19 protein-coding genes are annotated in these 18,247 nt (G+C 35.6%); 16 read left to right on the top strand and 3 right to left on the bottom strand.

Going from position 1 to position 18,247, the window contains the following annotated elements; all coding sequences use genetic code 11:
* The first annotated feature begins 296 nt into the window (after positions 1-296).
* Together rsmD and coaD are read left to right on the top strand one after the other, a co-directional pair.
* Complete coding sequence (rsmD, locus tag QA612_RS12500) at positions 297-848, top strand: 16S rRNA (guanine(966)-N(2))-methyltransferase RsmD (protein WP_278284152.1); 552 nt, start codon at positions 297-299, stop codon at positions 846-848.
* A 16-nt stretch (positions 849-864) separates the two neighbouring features.
* Positions 865-1,353: a pantetheine-phosphate adenylyltransferase gene (gene coaD, locus QA612_RS12495; RefSeq protein WP_278284151.1), complete on the top strand. Its 489-nt coding sequence runs from the start codon at positions 865-867 to the stop codon at positions 1,351-1,353.
* 583 nt (positions 1,354-1,936) lie between these two features.
* On the opposite strand, the gene ylbJ is transcribed toward coaD, so the two are convergent.
* Positions 1,937-3,157 (bottom strand): sporulation integral membrane protein YlbJ, encoded by a 1,221-nt coding sequence (gene ylbJ, locus QA612_RS12490; RefSeq protein WP_278284150.1) that lies wholly within the window; start codon positions 3,155-3,157, stop codon positions 1,937-1,939.
* A 115-nt stretch (positions 3,158-3,272) separates the two neighbouring features.
* Between ylbJ and QA612_RS12485 the strand changes: the two genes are divergently transcribed.
* Positions 3,273-4,064 (top strand): patatin-like phospholipase family protein, encoded by a 792-nt coding sequence (locus QA612_RS12485; protein WP_278284149.1) that lies wholly within the window; start codon positions 3,273-3,275, stop codon positions 4,062-4,064.
* Positions 4,054-5,115 (top strand): SepM family pheromone-processing serine protease, encoded by a 1,062-nt coding sequence (locus tag QA612_RS12480; RefSeq protein ID WP_278284148.1) that lies wholly within the window; start codon positions 4,054-4,056, stop codon positions 5,113-5,115. Before QA612_RS12485 ends, QA612_RS12480 begins: the two co-directional genes overlap by 11 nt.
* Before the next feature lie 59 nt (positions 5,116-5,174).
* On the opposite strand, the gene QA612_RS12475 is transcribed toward QA612_RS12480, so the two are convergent.
* Positions 5,175-6,410, bottom strand: coding sequence for a nucleotidyltransferase (locus QA612_RS12475; RefSeq protein WP_278284147.1), 1,236 nt, complete (start codon positions 6,408-6,410; stop codon positions 5,175-5,177).
* Between the two features lie 308 nt (positions 6,411-6,718).
* Between QA612_RS12475 and QA612_RS12470 the strand changes: the two genes are divergently transcribed.
* The 5 genes from QA612_RS12470 (at position 6,719) to QA612_RS12450 (ending at position 9,846) form a co-directional block, all read left to right on the top strand.
* Positions 6,719-7,228: a YceD family protein gene (locus tag QA612_RS12470; RefSeq protein WP_278284146.1), complete on the top strand. Its 510-nt coding sequence runs from the start codon at positions 6,719-6,721 to the stop codon at positions 7,226-7,228.
* 54 nt (positions 7,229-7,282) lie between these two features.
* Positions 7,283-7,456: a 50S ribosomal protein L32 gene (gene rpmF / locus QA612_RS12465; protein WP_088075815.1), complete on the top strand. Its 174-nt coding sequence runs from the start codon at positions 7,283-7,285 to the stop codon at positions 7,454-7,456.
* A gap of 137 nt (positions 7,457-7,593) precedes the next feature.
* Positions 7,594-7,779: a hypothetical protein gene (locus tag QA612_RS12460; protein WP_278284145.1), complete on the top strand. Its 186-nt coding sequence runs from the start codon at positions 7,594-7,596 to the stop codon at positions 7,777-7,779.
* A 294-nt stretch (positions 7,780-8,073) separates the two neighbouring features.
* Complete coding sequence (locus tag QA612_RS12455) at positions 8,074-8,820, top strand: enoyl-CoA hydratase/isomerase family protein (protein WP_278284144.1); 747 nt, start codon at positions 8,074-8,076, stop codon at positions 8,818-8,820.
* Between the two features lie 447 nt (positions 8,821-9,267).
* A complete protein-coding gene (locus QA612_RS12450) occupies positions 9,268-9,846 on the top strand; it encodes an RsfA family transcriptional regulator (RefSeq protein ID WP_481804438.1) in 579 nt (192 codons plus the stop codon).
* A 268-nt stretch (positions 9,847-10,114) separates the two neighbouring features.
* Here QA612_RS12450 and QA612_RS12445 read toward each other — a convergent pair whose 3' ends face one another.
* Positions 10,115-10,603 (bottom strand): N-acetyltransferase, encoded by a 489-nt coding sequence (locus tag QA612_RS12445; protein WP_278284142.1) that lies wholly within the window; start codon positions 10,601-10,603, stop codon positions 10,115-10,117.
* Positions 10,604-10,756: 153 nt separating this feature from the next.
* On the opposite strand from QA612_RS12445, the gene QA612_RS12440 reads away from it, so the two are divergent.
* From QA612_RS12440 to QA612_RS12410, 7 genes are all read left to right on the top strand, one after another.
* Positions 10,757-11,656, top strand: coding sequence for a 2-dehydropantoate 2-reductase (locus QA612_RS12440; protein WP_278284141.1), 900 nt, complete (start codon positions 10,757-10,759; stop codon positions 11,654-11,656).
* Positions 11,653-12,048, top strand: a complete 396-nt coding sequence (locus QA612_RS12435) for a DUF3397 domain-containing protein (RefSeq protein ID WP_278284140.1) — start codon at positions 11,653-11,655, stop codon at positions 12,046-12,048. The genes QA612_RS12440 and QA612_RS12435 overlap by 4 nt, the downstream gene beginning before the upstream one ends.
* A 106-nt stretch (positions 12,049-12,154) precedes the next feature.
* Entirely contained in the window at positions 12,155-13,798 is a 1,644-nt protein-coding gene (bshC, locus tag QA612_RS12430) for a bacillithiol biosynthesis cysteine-adding enzyme BshC (protein WP_278284139.1), read from the top strand.
* 299 nt (positions 13,799-14,097) lie between these two features.
* The gene (gene mraZ, locus QA612_RS12425; RefSeq protein WP_278284138.1) at positions 14,098-14,529 is read left to right on the top strand and encodes a division/cell wall cluster transcriptional repressor MraZ; all 432 of its coding nucleotides are present in this window, start codon (positions 14,098-14,100) and stop codon (positions 14,527-14,529) included.
* Between the two features lie 77 nt (positions 14,530-14,606).
* On the top strand, positions 14,607-15,542 hold the full coding sequence (gene rsmH / locus QA612_RS12420) for a 16S rRNA (cytosine(1402)-N(4))-methyltransferase RsmH (protein WP_278284137.1): 936 nt from the start codon (positions 14,607-14,609) through the stop codon (positions 15,540-15,542).
* Between the two features lie 14 nt (positions 15,543-15,556).
* Entirely contained in the window at positions 15,557-15,919 is a 363-nt protein-coding gene (gene ftsL2, locus QA612_RS12415; protein WP_278284136.1) for a cell division protein FtsL, read from the top strand.
* A 24-nt stretch (positions 15,920-15,943) separates the two neighbouring features.
* The gene (locus QA612_RS12410) at positions 15,944-18,142 is read left to right on the top strand and encodes a penicillin-binding protein (protein WP_278284135.1); all 2,199 of its coding nucleotides are present in this window, start codon (positions 15,944-15,946) and stop codon (positions 18,140-18,142) included.
* Positions 18,143-18,247 lie beyond the last annotated feature (105 nt).

Genomic DNA, 18,247 nt, shown 5'->3' with positions numbered 1-18,247 from the left:
GGCTGCCTTATGGCAACTAGAAGAAGGTTATACCCTTTTCCTTTGCTGCCAAGGCTATGGGAGAGGAGAAACCGGAGGAAGAACTTATGGGGAAACGTAAGCCTTCTCCGCGGTTGTCAGCAACATGTTATTGATGTTGCTACTTTTATTATGGACGACTAACAGGACTTTATACGTCAATAAAAAGAGTTTGAATTTTTAGACACGTTATTCACTTAAAGATTTTCTCTTTTTAATTATTTATGATAGGATATGAAGGATATTAAGATTAAATTTTTATGTTTAGGTGAGATAATATGAGAGTAATTAGTGGTAAGAGAAAGGGACTGCACCTTAAGGCTGTTCCTGGACAGTCAACAAGACCAACAACGGATAAAGTGAAAGAATCAATCTTTAATATGGTTGGCCCGTATTTTAACGGTGGTAAAATGCTTGATTTATATGCAGGGAGTGGTTCTATTTCCATTGAGGCATTAAGTAGAGGGATGGAGCATGCTATTCTTGTTGATCGAGATCGTAAGGCAATAGAAACAATACATATGAATTTAAAAACATGTAAATTTGAGGATGTTACAGAGGTCTATAGAACTGAGTCAACTAGAGCATTAAAAGCAGTTCAGAAAAAAGATATTCAATTTGACTTGATATTTTTAGATCCTCCATATGCAAAACAACGATTGGACGATGAAATAGCTTTTATAGATACAAATAGCTTACTGGCGCCTTCAGGTACAATTGTTGTTGAGCATGTAGTGGATGTTAATTTAACCAATTCATACACTAATTTTGAAAAGATAAAGGAAGAACGCTATGGGGATACAGTGATCTCCATATTTCACTATAAGTAAAAAGGAGGAAGGGAAGATGGGAAGCATCGCTGTATGCCCAGGTAGCTTTGACCCTGTAACCTTAGGTCATTTAGATATTATTACAAGAGGTTCAAAAGTTTTTGATAAAGTAATTGTATCTGTTCTTCATAATAGAAATAAGCAGCCTTTATTCACGATTGAAGAACGAATAGAATTACTTAAACAAACGACTAAAGAGATTCCAAATGTAGAGGTAGATCATTTCAATGGATTATTGATTGATTATGTGAAGAAAAAGAAGGCTAACGCCATTATAAAAGGTCTTCGAGCAGTATCAGACTTTGAATATGAATTGCAAATGGCCTCCATTAATCGAAAATTAGATGAAGATGTAGAAACATTTTTTATGATGACAAATAATAACTATTCTTACTTAAGCTCTAGCATTGTAAAGGAGCTGGCGAAATACCACGCATCGGTAAATGATCTAGTTCCAGAAATTGTAGAAGAAGCATTAAGGAAAAAGTATGCTTTTTCAAACTAACGGATGAACACCTATTGAAAGAATACTTTCATACCTCATGGTGCAAATATTTTCTTGTATTTTAGGTCTACCCTGAAAATAGAACCGTTCAGGAGTGGAATGCGGTGACTCCAGCGACGAGCATATGCTTCACGAATAAACTACGAGTTGTCTCGACGCATATAACAACAGAGCAACACTTGCAGAGGCAGAGACAGGCCCATTTACTTTAGCAGTATACAAATTGTATAGTGTGGAGGCTGAGGCATTGCCCGCGGAAAGCTTCCGCATAGAACGGATGAACTTCCAAATGAGTAATTTTCATCCCCCATGGTGCAAATTCCACTTGCATGTGAAGTCTACCCTGAAAATAACTGTTATCGAACTTATAAGTATTAACAAATAAAGAGCAGGTTAATCATTCGTTCCATCACACTTCGCTTTCACCACAAGGGTATAAGTGCGACATCTGCTCTGCTTCACTTCGTTCTCAATCACAGTGTCTTCTTTACCGCGGACGACCTGCCAATCCTCCTCGGTCGTTCCACTCCCTGCGGTGTCTCGTCTAGCTCGTTCATTGGCGCGCCTTGCGCTTTTCTTATTTTTATACTTGCTTATGTTTATGAAGTAGTAGAATGACCCACGCAAGTAGAGAGGTTAATGTAATGAGACTTCCCCATTGAAGAAGCCATTCCAACTGATTAACAAATAAATTAGAAATGGAATCATGATTAAACACTGGCTGCACCTCTCCTTTGGAGGATTCATCAATGTAAAGCCATTGAAAAGCAAAGAAGGTGATACAAGCAGATACAAATCCATGGAAGCAACGGGCTAAGAAAAATGGTTGGAAGCGTATATCTGTGTCTGCAATAATACTAGCCACTTGAGCTTGAACGCTAAGTCCATTGAAGGCTAATATAAAGCTAACTATAATGGACTGCTGTAAGAGTGTTGCTTCCTTTGTTTGACTAACCATTTGACTTCCTAATGTTATTTCAAATATACCTGAAATAATCGCTGGACTTAATTCTATTGGCATTTGAATAGACGTAAGAATAATAGTAGTAAAAAAACTAATAAGAATGGAAATGTTAATTAGCTCTAATATCTGATTTAATACAGAAAAGAGAATAATGAATCCACCAATCATTAATAAGGTTTGTATAGCAGAATGAATAGCATCCCCCATTAGTTTACCAAATGGTCGAGTATCCTTTAACCTTTCTTCATGCATAAGGTGAATGGCATAAGAAAGAGAAAATGGCTGAGAAGTTTTTGACTTACGTTCATCTTGTTCTTCCTGTATTCGGTGAAATCTCATTGTTAAACCTACGATAATATTTCCTGCGTAATGAGCTGTTGCTAAGACAATCCCTAATGCAGCATTGTGAAAAAACCCTACAGAAATGGCTCCGAATATAAACAGGGGATTGGATGCATTTGAAAAAGAAACGAGTCTCTCCCCTTCAATAGCAGTTATTTTTTTATCTTGTCGTAGCCTAGCAGTCAGTTTGGCGCCAGCAGGGAACCCAGATGCAAGTCCCATAGCCCATACAAATCCACCGGAACCTGGCACACGAAAAAGTGGTCGCATAATTGGTTCAAATAATGCACCAATAAAAGATACAACGCCAAACCGAATTAAAAATTCCGATATTATAAAAAAAGGCAGTAAGGATGGAAAGACTACATCCCACCACATGTTTAAGCCACGTATGGATGCTTCATATGCTTCTTTAGGAAAAATCATAAATGATATAGCTAAGAAGGATGTTGTACTCCCGTATAATATCGTCTTCATTAGTGAGGCATTTATTCTCATTGATGTACTCCTTTTCAAACTAGAATCATAAACTTGTCCTCATTCAAATATACGTAATCAAAGAAAGATTAGACCAATTTCAATAAAGTGAGTTAAAAAGGAGTGAAGGATTTAGATGAATCCCAAAATTGGATTGGCTCTTGGTTCTGGAGGTTCAAGAGGATTTGCTCACGTTGGAGTCCTAAAAGTATTGAAGGATAATGGAATTAAGATTGACTATATTGCTGGAAGTAGCATGGGAGCATTAATTGGTGTATTATATGGGGCAGGGTATGAACCTTCCATGTTAGAAAAAATGGCTATTCAATTCAGAAGAAAATACCTTTTCGATTTTACTGTTCCAAAAATGGGATTTGTAAAAGGCGATAAAGCGAAGCAGTTAGTTCAAATGCTTGTAAACAATAAACAATTAGAGGACCTTAAACCAGAAGTTGCTGTAGTTGCAACGGAATTACTTAAGGGGAAAAAAGTTGTTTTCAAAACAGGGGAAATCAGTCAAGCTGTTCGAGCTAGCATTGCAATACCAGGTATAATGGTACCGGAAACAATAAACGGAAAACTATACGTTGATGGAGGGGTAGTTGATCGTGTCCCTGTCTCTGTTGTAAAAGAAATGGGTGCTGATATTATTATTGCATCAGATGTCTCTTATTTTTATCAAAAGGAAGAGATCACCTCCATCTACGATGTTATTACGCAAAGTATGGATATTATGGAAAGAGAATTAAGTCGTTCTAGAGATATCCACTCAGATATAATGATTCGTCCTATGTTATCTCATATTAAATCTACACAATTCGTCAATGTACTTGACACGATAGAAATTGGAGAAAAAGAGACGGAAAAGCACATAAAAGAACTAAAAAAGAAGATAGAGAATTGGAAGGGGAGAAAAAATGATTCATAAGTTTAATGATAATGGAAAAAAACGAAATCAAGGTTATATAAGGTGGGTAATCTTAATTATCATTTTATTGTTTATTAACTTTTATCAACTTCCTTATTATTTTACAGTACCTGGGGATGCACTCGTTTTAACAGATGTAGTTGAAGTGGAAGATAGAAATGAATACGAAGGGTCCTTTATGCTTACGACAGTTAGAATGGGACAAGCGAATGTTGTTAATTATGTTTGGGCATTATTTAGTGATCAACGGGAGATAATTCCCGAGGAACAAGTTCGCCCTCCAGGTGAAACGGATGAGGAATATCGACATCGACAGTTAATGGCAATGACTAGTTCACAAGATTTAGCTGTTCTTGTAGCATACGAGCATGCTGGGAAAACAGCTTACTTTGAAAATCATGGAGTATATGTTACTGGTGTTATTCCTGAAATGGATGCAGAAGGAAAACTTCAAATGGGGGATAAGATCAAAGCTGTTAATGGACAGGAAGTATTGGACCATAGTAAATTATTAGAGGTTTTATCCGATTATATCCTTGGTGACCAAGTTACTTTTACAATCGAACGAGACGATACTGTTCAAGATGTAACGGTTGAAGTAATGAGTTTTCCAGAGGAATATGATGATACTGGTGAAAGGGTAGGTATTGGTATTGCACAACCTGTAACAGATCGGGAATTAGTAAGGGACCCAGAAGTAACTATTGATACAAATCGAATTGGTGGCCCTTCTGCTGGGTTGATGTTCTCGTTAGAGATATATAATCAATTAACGGAAGCGGATATAACAAAAGGGTATCAAATTGCAGGAACTGGCGCGATTAACGAACAAGGAATTGTTGGTAGAATAGGTGGTGTGAAGCAAAAAGTACTAGCTTCACACAATGCAGATGCAGATTACTTCTTTGCGCCTCATGAAGGGGGAGCTTCAGGCTCCAATTATGAAATAGCAAAAGAAACTGCAGAGTCTCTTAGGACAGATATGATTGTAGTTCCGATTGATACTTTTGAAGAAGCCCTTGAATTTTTAGAGGAGCTTCCGTCAAAATAAATACTCAGACAACCTAAAACCCTAGCTTTCGGTTCAAGATCGAAGCTAGGGTTTTAATATTAAAAATTAGAATGAAGATTTTTATTATATTGAATTGGAATAGCTTTATACTCTTGTTGGAGGGAATGTTCTTTACTGAATGGTAGAGAATGTATTTGGCTAGCTAATGTATCTTTCTCCAAAACAGGATGGTCATATTCCTTTGCTCTTGTAATTAGAGGGATAGGAAATCGTTTTTTTTCAGCTGATAAATATGCTCTTCCTTCGTCTGTCATTCCTAATACTCTAATATAAGGTGGATTTAAAGGAGTACAATAAGCCTTCATAAATTCCTTTGTTGTATTCATTAAAATGTGAACGAAGAGACGCTGAATTCTTGTCCATGTATAACGCTTCGTTTTTACTAATTCCATAAGCTCATGAAAAGAAGAAGCTTTCATTATCATTTTTTTTAATCGGTGTTCTATACCTTCTTCACATTCGTATATGTAACTTAATTCAGTAGCTGATGCAGTAAGTATTTGATGTTGAATATATGGGAAATATAACTCCCAACTTGTGAATTTTCCTAATTTTTTTTTATGCTCGGATAATTGATCAAATGTTTCCTTAGGTAAATAGTCATAAATTTCATTAATTTGTTTTCTTTCAACAATTAAATTTTTCCGAATGGAAGTAGCACTAGCTATTTTTTCCCCTTTAATAAAAAATGTATCATGAAAATTTGCTTTTTCTCTTTGAATAGTTAGAGGGGTTATTGGTGAAGAAAGCTTCTTAATTGATTTCACATAATGATAGCCAAGTATGTTATTAGGTTGACTTAAATCCACCATTTTTTCAGTTTGAAATAAAGTCTTAAATGCGTTAGAAAATGCTTTAGGATAGCTAACGCCGTAACGAATGTTTTTTTGAATAAGACTATCGAGCTCGTCTTCATGTTCATTAACTTTGTCTACTGTTTCTAAAAAAGCGCCTATTTCTCCGTATTCACTACCAAAACAAAGGTGATTCACTCCTATTGAATCTAGAATGCTCACGGCTCCATCTGAAAATATTTCTGCCTTTTGTGTTGAGTATATATAAGGAAGCTCTATGACAAGGTCTACCCCATTATGTAAAGCCATTTGAGTCCGTGCCCATTTATCTGTAATTGCAGGTTCTCCACGTTGAAGAAAGGAGCCACTCATTACCGCAATTGTAATATCTGCCTTTGCTTTTTTAATCGATGTATGTAAATGATAATAATGTCCATAATGAAAGGGGTTATACTCTACAACGATTCCAAGAATATTCATCCTGTATACTCCTCTCGAAATTTCAATATTGTTTGATTTTTTTATTCTATAATGCCATTGTATACAGATTTGTAAAATATTTATACACACTGTATGTATTTTTACCTTAGTTTTATGAAAAATAGAATAATAAATATTTTTATTAACAACTTTTAATTGGACACAGTTAAAATTACGGTTGTTTATTTTCAATTGTTTTTATGTTATTCTACAAACTAGTGGAAAAAGAATTTGTTGTAAAGAATTTATCTTGACAAAAGAAATTGTGAAAGATATAATTACATTTGTTGTCTTGAGGTGAAAAACCTATGAAATGGTTGGTTCAACAGCTATTAACCCATAAAGAAAATGGGTTGCATATTGATGAATCTGTTGATGTAAGTGAAGTAAAAGAAGTAGATCGTGAAATTCGTGACATTAGCCCGGTTCAAGTAACGGGGGATGCCTTTTTTTCAAGTAAAGCAGTTACTTTTCAACTACGTATCAGTGGAACGATGATATTACCGTGTGCTCGTACGTTAAATGATGTAGAGTATCCCTTTACAATTGAAGCTATTGAAATATTTCGTCTAAATGATCGAGGTATTTTTGAAGAGGAAGAAGAGGTTCATGACATTGAAAACAACACGATAAACTTATTGCCGTATGTAAAAGAGAGAATTTTGTTAGAAAAACCTTTAAGAGTCTTTAGTGATAAGGACGAAAGTTTAGCTCCTGCTTCAGGTAAAGGATGGGAGCTACGAACGAAAGAAGAGGAAAAGGGAAAGATCGATCCTCGCTTAAAAGAGCTTGAAAAGTTCTTCGACAATGAAAAATAACATGACCTGAAGTTCTCAGCATGTGATTTAAATATCTTCAAGGAGGTGGGACTCATGGCAGTACCTTTTAGACGAACAAGTAAAACGAAAAAAAGAATGCGTCGTACACACATTAAACTACGTGTGCCTGGTATGGTGAAATGTCCTAATTGTGGTGAAATGAAATTATCACACCGCGTATGTAAAGAATGTGGATCATACAAAGGTGAAGATGTTGTAAACAAATAGTTTTGATAAAAACAGGAAGGGGAATCCTTCCTGTTTTTTACGTTTATTAATGTAAGCTTACGCCTTTCTCTCCTGAACTGCTTTATTTTCAGGGTAGACCTCGATGCAAGTGAAGATTTGCACCATGGAGGATGAAAATGTTCTTTCTAAAGTATACTACCTTCCCGCAATTCCAATCTCATACCGTTTGCGGGAAGAATATCGGCTTCATTCATCCCGCATTTGCTTTTTTCACTGTTTTCCGGGCTTCTAGAACGCTTCTTATTTTCAGGGTAGACCTCGATGCAAGTGGAAAAATTTGCACCATGGAGAATGAAAATTAATTTTAATCCGATTGGAATGAGTGGAATCCCACGAGACTCCCTGCGGAAGAACGAGCTAGACGAGACACCGCAGGGAGTAGAACGACCGAGGAGGCTTGGCAGGTCGTCCGCGGTAAAGAAGACACTGTGATTGCGGAACGTAGTGAAGCAGAACAGATGTCGCGCTTATACCCTTGTGGTGAAAGCTAAGTGAGGTGGAACGAATGTTTAACCTGACCTTTATTCGCTAATACTATTAACTTTGATAACAGTTATTTTCAGGGATGGTTATTTAAAAGAAAAGTGGTGTAGTAGTTGTCAATCATTTGTCAAAAACGATCAGAAAAAGTAGCTGAAATAATTTTTAATCAACCAAGAAAAAGAAATGCTATTAGTTTTTCTACTATCAATCAGCTATCAACTTGCCTTTCACAATTAAAAGAAGATCATTCTGTTTGTGTACTCATTTTACGGGGGGAAGGTGAAGCATTTTGTAGTGGTGGTGACCTCAAAAGCTTTCACGGATTAAAGACGATGGAAGAAGCCCTAACAATGCTCCAACCAATGAGTGAAGTTCTAAAATCAATTGTTACTTTTCCGGCAATTACTGTTTCTTTTTTAAATGGAACTGCAGTAGGTGGAGGAGCTGAGATAGCAAGTGCAACTGATTATCGAATGTCTATGAAGAATGGAGTAATAGGCTTTATACAAGGGGATCTTCATATCACGACTGGGTGGGGTGGTGCATCATTATTAAAGAATAGAGTAGGAGCCACAACAGCCTTAACAATGTTAGCTAGTGCTAGTCGATACACTATGGAGGAAGCACATGAATTAGGGTTTATTCATAGTATTGTTAATGACATATCAGACATAGATAAATGGGCAAATATGTGGTCTTCTAAAGAGGTAATACAAGCATATAAGTCAGTATTATTAAATGACTTAGAGAAAAAAGATTTGTTTCTATCAATGGACAAAGAAGTAGAGGCGTGTGCTAGTCTATGGGAAACACAACAACATCACGAAGCTGTCAGTCAATTTTTAACGAAAAGAAAGTAAACGCTGGCTAATAAAACGTATGCCGTAATCTACCCTAAAAATAGACTGTTTCAGTAGTGAAGGACGACGACTCTAACGACGAGCATATTCTTCACGAATAAACTTCGAGTTGTCTCGAGGCATATAACAACAGAGCAATACTTGTAGAAGCAGAGACAGGACCATGTATTTTAGCAGTATACATAATATATAGTGTGGAGGCTGAGGCATTGCAAGCGGCAAAGAAGACACTGTGAAGTATGAACAGAAGTCGCGCTTATGCCTGTGGAGAATGTGCCTGTCTGTAACGATGAACTATCTTGGTAGAATATTTTCATCCTCCGTGGTGCAAGGAGCAATTTGAAGTGAGAAACCAATGAATACCTTCATTAGAATGCATTTAATGATAAAGGTTCATACTATTTCTAGAAATTAGTCTATCTTATCTACTAATTGCATACATATTAGATGATAAATGAAGAAGGAGGGATAAGTTCGTTGGTTAGACAGGATGCATGGAATCAGGATGAAGATTTATTATTAGCTGAGGTGGTACTTCGGCATATAAGAGAGGGTGGCACACAGCTAGCTGCATTCGAAGAAGTGGGAGAAAAGTTATCCCGAACACCAGCAGCTTGTGGTTTTCGCTGGAATTCTTCTATTCGTAAAAAGTATGAATCTGCCATTCAACTTGCGAAAAAACAAAGAAAGCATGTAAAGAAAGAGGAATACCTTCCAACATCAGATGATAAACTTGTAGTATCCAAGAAGCTTAACGGGGCTAAAGATGAAACGACTGTTTTAAAAACAGTAGATGAGATGGTACAATTTCTTCTTTCAAAAAAAGAAGAACTAGTTGTTAGTCAACAAAAAGCTAATGGAGTAGCTTCGGGTAAAGATTATGATGAACTTTTAGAGGAAAATAAGAGGCTGGAAGAAGAACTTACACGTTTGAGACATGAGTATGAAATTATAAAAAATGACTATCAATTAATGATCAACGTAATGGAACGAGCAACGAAACGAAATCAACTTTCTGTGAAGTAAAAAATATCCACCAGCTATGGTGGATATTTTTTATGGAAAGATATGATAGCATAAAATTTTCACTTTGAAAGTTGTCTAGCTCCATGCGCCATCGGCTCGAGGTCAAATAACCTGCCCGATTAAAAGTGTAAGATCGCACTTTTTATTGGACAGAACATTTGCTTGTCGCCGGAGACAGGATGTCGACATTACGCCGTTGCCTACAGGACGTGGGCTGTACTTAGGCGTAATTGGGACGCCTTGCGCTTTTCTTATTTACATTGTTCTGTTATTCATCTTCTTGCGTAAGCTGCTCTTTTACCCCTTTAGGGAACCATACATATGGGTTTTCTCCACGATCACGTTCTGATTGATATGTGAGAGCTTCAAATCCCATCTTTCTCCAATACTCGTCAGATTGTTGTCTAGCATTAGTTTTGATAGGTAACCCTAAGCTTTTTGCATAATCTACTAGGCTTTTCCCTATTCCTTTTCCTTGATACGCAGGAAGTACTTCTAATTTCCATAATTCGAAATAGTCTTGAGGAGGATCGAAATATCGATCAAATTTTTTATTAATTTTATACAGGCTCATTCGCCCTACAAGTTTATTGCCAAAATAAATACCGTAAAAAGGGGATTCGCTATCATTTTCTATAATATTTTCTTCCAAATCCTCTTTCATTGATAGCTCTTGTATTCCGTATTCTCTGAAATTTTCAAAGTCCTCTAGTGTCTTGAAGTTCACCTTTAACCTTACAACTTGTTGTCCTACCAATGTGATCCCTCCACTACAGAATATAATAACTGAATGTATAGTCTATAAATTATTATAATTTAAATAAGAACAAAAAGAAATGAAAAAAACTCTTAACTCACGTGCCGGAATTCTTATGGGTTGTGATAAAATATAGAAAAATAAGTAGTGAGGGTGATAAAAATAAAGATCGCCATTATTGGTAGTGGAGCAATAGGCTTACTTTTAGCACATTTTTTAGTTAGGAGTGGGCACGAAGTAACGGTAGTAACGAGAACAGAGAAGCAGAGAAATAGCTTATATAATGAAGGACTTTTTCTTTTACAGCATAACGATGAGTATTTAAAAGTGAACGTTGATGTAAAAGTATTCACGGAGGATTTTAGTCATGTTGATTTGTTTATCGTAGCGTTAAAACAAACAACGCTGTCCTCATTCTTTGAAAGACTTAAATCCTTTAAGAAGGTTCCACCAGTAGTATTTTTGCAAAATGGTATGGGGCATCTAGAAAAAGCACAAATGTACTGTAGTTCACCTATTATTGGAGGGGTAGTTACTCATGGTGCAAAAAAACTAAACGATTATTCTGTTCAACATACTGGGTTTGGTACAATAGAAGTAGGTAATTGGAAATGTTCTTCCATGATGCTTTCCTCCTTAGTCAGTTATGATCCACACTTCCCTATTTATGAAGTAGATAACATAGAATGGTTGATGAAAAGAAAACTTTTGATGAATCTTGTAATAAATCCTTTAACAGCTATATATAGAGTGAAAAATGGAGAGTTACTTTCCAATCAATTTTTTTTCCGAAATGCTAAGGATATCTTTAAAGAAGGTATAGCTGTTTTAAAGTTACCTGAAAGTGAATGGGAGAATGTAATTCAAGTTATAAAAAATACTTCAGAGAATCAATCATCCATGTATTTAGACATAGTAAATCGTAGGAAAACAGAAATCACTTCCATCTCAGGCTACGTTATTGAAAAAGCAAATAAAGAGGGTGTACATGTACCATTAACGAAATTTATTCATCAATCAATAGTCGGTTTGGAGAAGGAGAATGAAAAATGAATATTTTCTCAGAATTAGTTGTAATTATAGCAACTACTATAATTACAATTCCTATCATCGGATTATTTGTCGTTTACCTTGTTGCGGTAAAAGCATCTAACAACAAGCCCTTATCTTTAAAGTTAGCTGTCGATAGTACAGCTATATTGTTTATAATAGCAGTGTATTTTATCATTTTAGAAATTTGGACGATTAACTTTAGTTTAATTATTATTTTATTTATACTTTCTACTGCTATTGCCTTTACCTTTCTTCATTGGAGAAAGTACGAAGATATACATATTCAAAAGGTTCTTAAAGGTGTATGGCGTTTTCAGTTTTTTGTTTTCTTTTGTCTTTATTTCTTATTAATGTTTTATGGCTTAATTAGGCAAATGTTTATTTTTGGTTAAGCACTATAATTGGTGAGGAAGGTTTAGTTTGTTATAATAAAACAGGGTTTATTACGAAAACAGAAATATACATACCCGACAAGTTAATGTGAAAGGTTGTATACATATGGAAATAAAATTCCAAAAACATATTGAAGAAAAATCCTTTTTACACCAATACATAAATGCAGAAGCAGAAGTGATGGAATTTTATGATTACCCTCTAACTAATGAAGGTTTATTAAAAAGGTATGAAGAGGTTTTATCAAGAGAATATTTTCGAAAGGAATTAACGGAAGTTCTATTACAATTTAATCATAGGTTTACTACTTCAAAAGCTACCTTTATGCAAATCAACCGATTAATGGATAAAAAATCTGTTGTGGTAGTTGGAGGGCAGCAGGCTGGTTTATTAACTGGTCCTATTTATACAATTAATAAAGTTATATCTATATTACATGAAGCGGAGACTATCGAAAAACAATTAGGTATACCAGTGATTCCGATTTTTTGGATTGCAGGAGAAGATCATGATATAGATGAAGTTAATCATACATATTTTCACAATGGAGATCGTACAAAAAAAGTAGCCATAAACGAACGGAATGATATAAAACAACCTGTTTCTGAACGGAAAATTTCTTCTAGCGAAGGGAAAGAAATGTTAAAGCAGGCATTTCAATTTTTGCCAGAAACAAATTTCACTAAAGAAATATATCGTTGTTTAGGAGAGGACTTGAATGAAGAGTTAACTTATGTAGAGTGGTTTGCTTCTATCCTTCATCGATTGTTTAAAGGTACGGGTCTCGTATTAATGGATGCGGCACATCCGTCAATACGAGAAATAGAAAAGAACTATTTTAAAGAAATGATAGAAAATAATGATGGATTAAGAGAGGCATTTTGTGAAACGGCAGAACAATTTAAAAAAGAGGGGTATGGAGAGCCGATTGCTATAGAGAAAAAAAATGCCCATATATTTTTACATGATCAAGGTCAACGTTACTTACTAGAAAAGGAAGGGGATCTCTTTAAAGAAAAGCAAGGGGGCAATACGTGGACAGAATCTCAATTGCTCGAGATATTAGATGAATCTCCTCAAAAGTTTAGCAATAATGTTGTTAGTCGTCCAGTAATGCAAGATAAACTTTTACCTGTTATAGGATTTATTTCTGGCCCGGGCGAATTAAAATATTGGGGTACATTAAAAAAAGTGTTCCATACTATGAATATTAATATGCCTCTAGTATATCCCCGCCTTCATATTTCCTTTATTTCAAGGCGATCTGAAAAAAGTCTGGAATGGATTGGTATTACTCCACATGAAGTGACGACAAATGGAATAAAAAATGAAAAGGGGTTATGGATAAAAAATAATAGTCAAGTAGATATAGATAATGTCTTTGAAGCTATAAGTGATGAAATGAAGGGGCTTCTCAGTAATATCGAAAAAGAATTACAACCGTTAGGCCATAAAGTAGGAGAGCAAACTCCGAAATATGAAGAGAAAGTTTTAAACGTAGTCTCTCAGTATAAAAAAAAGGTGAAAAGTGTTGTTAAAAAGGATCAGCAAGTTTATTTGATGCGCTTTGATGAATTAGAAACAGAAATAAGGCCTAATGGAAACTTGCAAGAACGATATTTAAATATCATTCCTTATTTAAATACACATGGAGAAGATTTTGTGTTACAAGTATTAATGCAAATTAAGAAGGGACATTTGAAAGAAAAAAATTCCTTGTATGAAAATTTTATTTATATATATGTTTGATGACAACAACTCTGCTTTTGCAGGGTTGTTTTTTTTGAAAGATAAAGAAAATTTTCACTCTACGTAAGGTATCTAGGAGACAGGATGTCGATGATTTAACCTTTGCCCACAGGACGTAGGCTGTACTTAGACGTAATTGGGGCGCCTTGCGCTTATCTTATTTTGGTTTTCCAAACGAAGACTCAATAGAACCGTCCCCATGAAAATAGGTCTTTTAACTATAAATTTTATAAAGTTGGTGGTTAAAAGTGGGGGGATGTGGTAAATTAGTGTTATAAAGTGGAGGGAGGTGGATTCCTATGTTCATGGGCGAGTTTCATCATACGATTGATGAAAAAGGTAGGATGATTATTCCAGCTAAATTTCGTGAAGAGCTAGGATCCGCCTTCGTTGTTACAAGAGGCATGGATAAATGTTTATTTGTTTATCCTGAGCAAGAATGGAGACAATTAGAACAGAAACTAAAAACATTACCTTTTACAAAAAAGGATGCTCGTGCATTCACTCGATTTTTCTTTTCTGGTGCAACAGAAAGTGAGCTAGATAAGCAAGGGAGAGTTAATATCCCGTCTACTTTGCGATCCTTTGCACAACTCGAAAAAGAGTGTGTCGTTATAGGGGTTTCTAGTCGGGTAGAAATATGGAGTAAGGATATTTGGGATGAATATTTTGCAGAATCAGAGGAATCCTTTGCAGAAATCGCTGAGGGGATCGTTGATTTTGAATTATAAAAAACTCTATTTACATATCAATAGTTTATTTCCCCAATCATTAAATAACATTTTCTTCATAAGGGAGGCTTACATCATTGTTTGAACATGAAACAGTATTAAAGGAAGAAACGGTACATGGACTTAATATTCAACCTGACGGAGTGTATGTGGATTGTACATTAGGTGGAGGAGGACATAGTGAACGTATTCTTTCTCATTTGAATGAAAATGGGAAGCTCATCGCTTTTGATCAAGATGAAGTAGCATTATCCCATGCAAGAAAAAGACTTTCCGCTTATAGTGATCGAATCATTTTTGTACATCGAAACTTTCAATTCTTAAAGGAAGAATTAATAGAACGAGGCTTTGAAAAAGTGAATGGTTTCGTTTTTGATCTTGGTGTTTCATCACCTCAATTTGATGAGCCTGAACGTGGTTTTAGCTATCGTTTTGATGCACCACTTGATATGAGGATGGATAGGGGACAAATACTAACAGCATTTGAAGTTGTTAATGAATGGACTTTCCAGGACATAATGAGAATTATTTCTAGATATGGAGAAGAACGGTTTGCAAAGCAAATAGCAAGAAAAATAGAAAAAAGTCGTGAAATTAAACCTATAGAAACAACCTTTGAACTAGTTGATATTATTAAAGATGCTATTCCAGCTCCAGCTAGAAGAAAAGGCGGTCATCCAGCTAAGCGAACATTTCAAGCAATTAGAATTGCAGTGAATGATGAATTAAATGTTTTTGAGCAAGCTTTAAATGATGCTATTGATATGACAGCTCCGAAGGGGAGAGTAGCAGTTATTACGTTTCATTCTTTAGAAGATAGAATATGTAAGCAAGTGTTTAAACAAAGAAGCACGAGGGAGGATCTTCCTAAGGATTTGCCCATCATTCCAGAAGAATACCCAACGGAACTAATCTTAGTAAATCGTAAACCCATTTTAGCAAATGAATTAGAATTGGAAAATAACTCAAGATCTCAATCGGCGAAATTGCGAATAGCAGAGAAAAATAATTAAGAGGAGGACTAATCATGAACCAAGCTGTGCAAAGGCAAACACAACAAACGATTTATAAGCCTGTAAAAGAGAAAAAAGTCAAACACCTTGTTCGAAAAGGTGGGATTACAAAAGGGGAAAAATTGATTTATGCTAGTACATTATTAGTCGTAGTTTTTGCCCTCTATTTAGTGATTTCAAACTATGCAACCATCTATATGACTAACCACCAAATTCAACAATCTGAATATGAAATTCAACAACAGCTTAGTGTGAATGATGGTCTTACTTTACAAGTGATGGAAATGTCAGATCCTGACGTGATTTTGTCAAGAGCAAAGGAAATGGGGATGACTCTAGATGATGGGAATGTGAAATTTGCCCATCCTACGAATTAATAGAATTTATTGGAGGTTGATAAGGTGGAACATAATAAAAGAAAGATTATTATAAAACGTGGCCTTATCATCTTAACATTATTTCTTCTTGTGACTTTGATGTTATTTTCAAGATTTGTTTATATACAAGCAGCAAAAGAAGTACAAGGTCATAATTTAGAGGAACTCCTTGAAAGAAGATGGACACAATCAATTGTGCTAGAAGGACAACGTGGGTCTATTCTTGATAGAAATGGTGATGTTTTAGCTGAAGAGATCACTTCGTATACCGTTGTGGCTTTACTTGATGAAAGATATGATAATAGAGTAGAAGATCCAGAAAGAACTGCACAGCAATTAAGTACAGTCTTAGATATAGATTCGTCTAGCTTATATCAATACTTAAGTCAAGAAGGCAGAGTTCAAGTGGAACTCGGACCAAGGGCAAAAAACTTAAGCTATGAAAAAATGAAAGAAATAGAAGAATTAGAACTTCCTGGTATTGGTTTTCGTGAAGATCCCCGAAGATTTTATCCTAAACAAACGTTTGCATCCCATGTGTTAGGTTACACAGAAAGAGATATGTCTGTAGCAAGGATGGGGTTAGAAAATAGTTTGAATGAGTATTTACAAGAGGAAAATGGACGAATTACATATCAAAGGGATGGTTTAAATCGCAGGTTGCCTAATGCGAATGAAATGATCGATCCACCTAAAAATGGTGATAATGTTTTTCTAACGATCGATACGAAAATACAGATGGCATTAGAACAAACAATGAATCAAGTAGATGAAGAATATGAACCTGAACGAATGATGGCTATTGTAGTGAATGCAAAAACTGGAGAAATCTTGGGTATGTCTAATCGCCCTAGCTTTAACCCAAATCAATATGAAACTATTGAAAATTATACGAATTTTAATGTTGCATCAAGATTTGAGCCTGGATCAACTATGAAAATGTTTACCTTAGCTGCTGCAATAGAAGAAGGAGTTTATGATGGGGATAAATTGTTCCAGTCTGGATCCTATCAAATTGGACCGGATACAATAAGAGATCATAATAGAGGTGGTTGGGGGAGAATTTCATTTGATGAAGGCTTCCAAAGGTCCTCAAATGTTGCTTTCTCAATATTAGCGCTAGAGAATTTAGGTTCGGAACGTGTGTTTGAATATATGGATGCCTTTGGCTTTTCAAGTCCTACAGGTGTCGATCTTCCTAATGAAATTTCCGGGTCGATTGCAAACAGATATCGTATTGATGCAGCTACTACCGCTTTTGGACAAGCAACAGCAGTAACACCGATCCAACAAATACAAGCGGCAACAGCGATAGCAAACAATGGTGAAATGATGAGGCCATATATAATAGATCGAATAGTCTCTTCTGATGATGGAAGTGTTATTGAAGAAAGTTCTCCAGAGATTGTTGGGAATCCAATTTCTGAGCAGACATCAAAAAAAGTATTAGAAAAGTTAGAATCAGTAATTACCTCTGAGGTAGGGACAGGTAGACAATATGCTATTGATGGATATCGTGTTGCTGGGAAAACAGGGACAGCTCAAATATTAAAGGAAGATGGAAGTGGCTATTTAGATGGCCATGGTAATTCTGTGTTTTCTTTTCTTGGAATGGCGCCAGCTGAAGATCCTGAAATTATCGTTTATGTTGCTGTAGATCGTCCGAAAATTGATGAATATGAATCTGGCTCCATACCAGTATCGATGATTTTTAAGCCGGTAATGCAGCAAAGTCTGCAATATTTAAATATTTCTCCTACTGAAGCTGAGGGGAATGACAGAGATGATAGTGCTGAAATAAAAGATTATCGTGGTGAGAGTGTCACAAGTGTAGCAGAAGAATTGAATTCTTTAGGCTTTAAGGCAGTAATATTAGGCGACGGTTCAACTGTTGAATCACAGTACCCATTCCCTCTAGAAAAGGTAATGACTGGAGAAAAGTTTTTTATCAAAACAGACAGTGAGAATATACACTTGCCTAATATGTCTGGCTGGTCTTTAAGGAATGTATATGCTCTTCAAAAGCTCTTAGATATAGAGGTAACAATTCAAGGTAATGGCTTCGTTCATTCTCAAAATCCAGATCCTGGAACGAATCTAAGCAGCTCTGAAAGATTGATTGTTCATTTGGTTTTACCAGGAGAAGAACATACAGATTCCGATGACATAGTAGAAGAAACAGAAGAGATACTTGAAGAGGAAGAAATATTCATACAAGATTAATAGTAATTATGAGAAAATAACTAAAAACGTGATTATTCATTATGGACAGGTTCTAACCTGTCCATAATTTTCATATGTCTGAATCAAGCCATAGTGTTTGAACAT

Origin of the sequence: Evansella sp. AB-P1 (assembly GCF_029688925.1) — a bacterium.
In the GTDB taxonomy this organism is placed as follows: Bacteria; Bacillota; Bacilli; order Bacillales; family Salisediminibacteriaceae; genus Evansella.
This window is presented reverse-complemented; position numbering and strand designations above follow the sequence as displayed.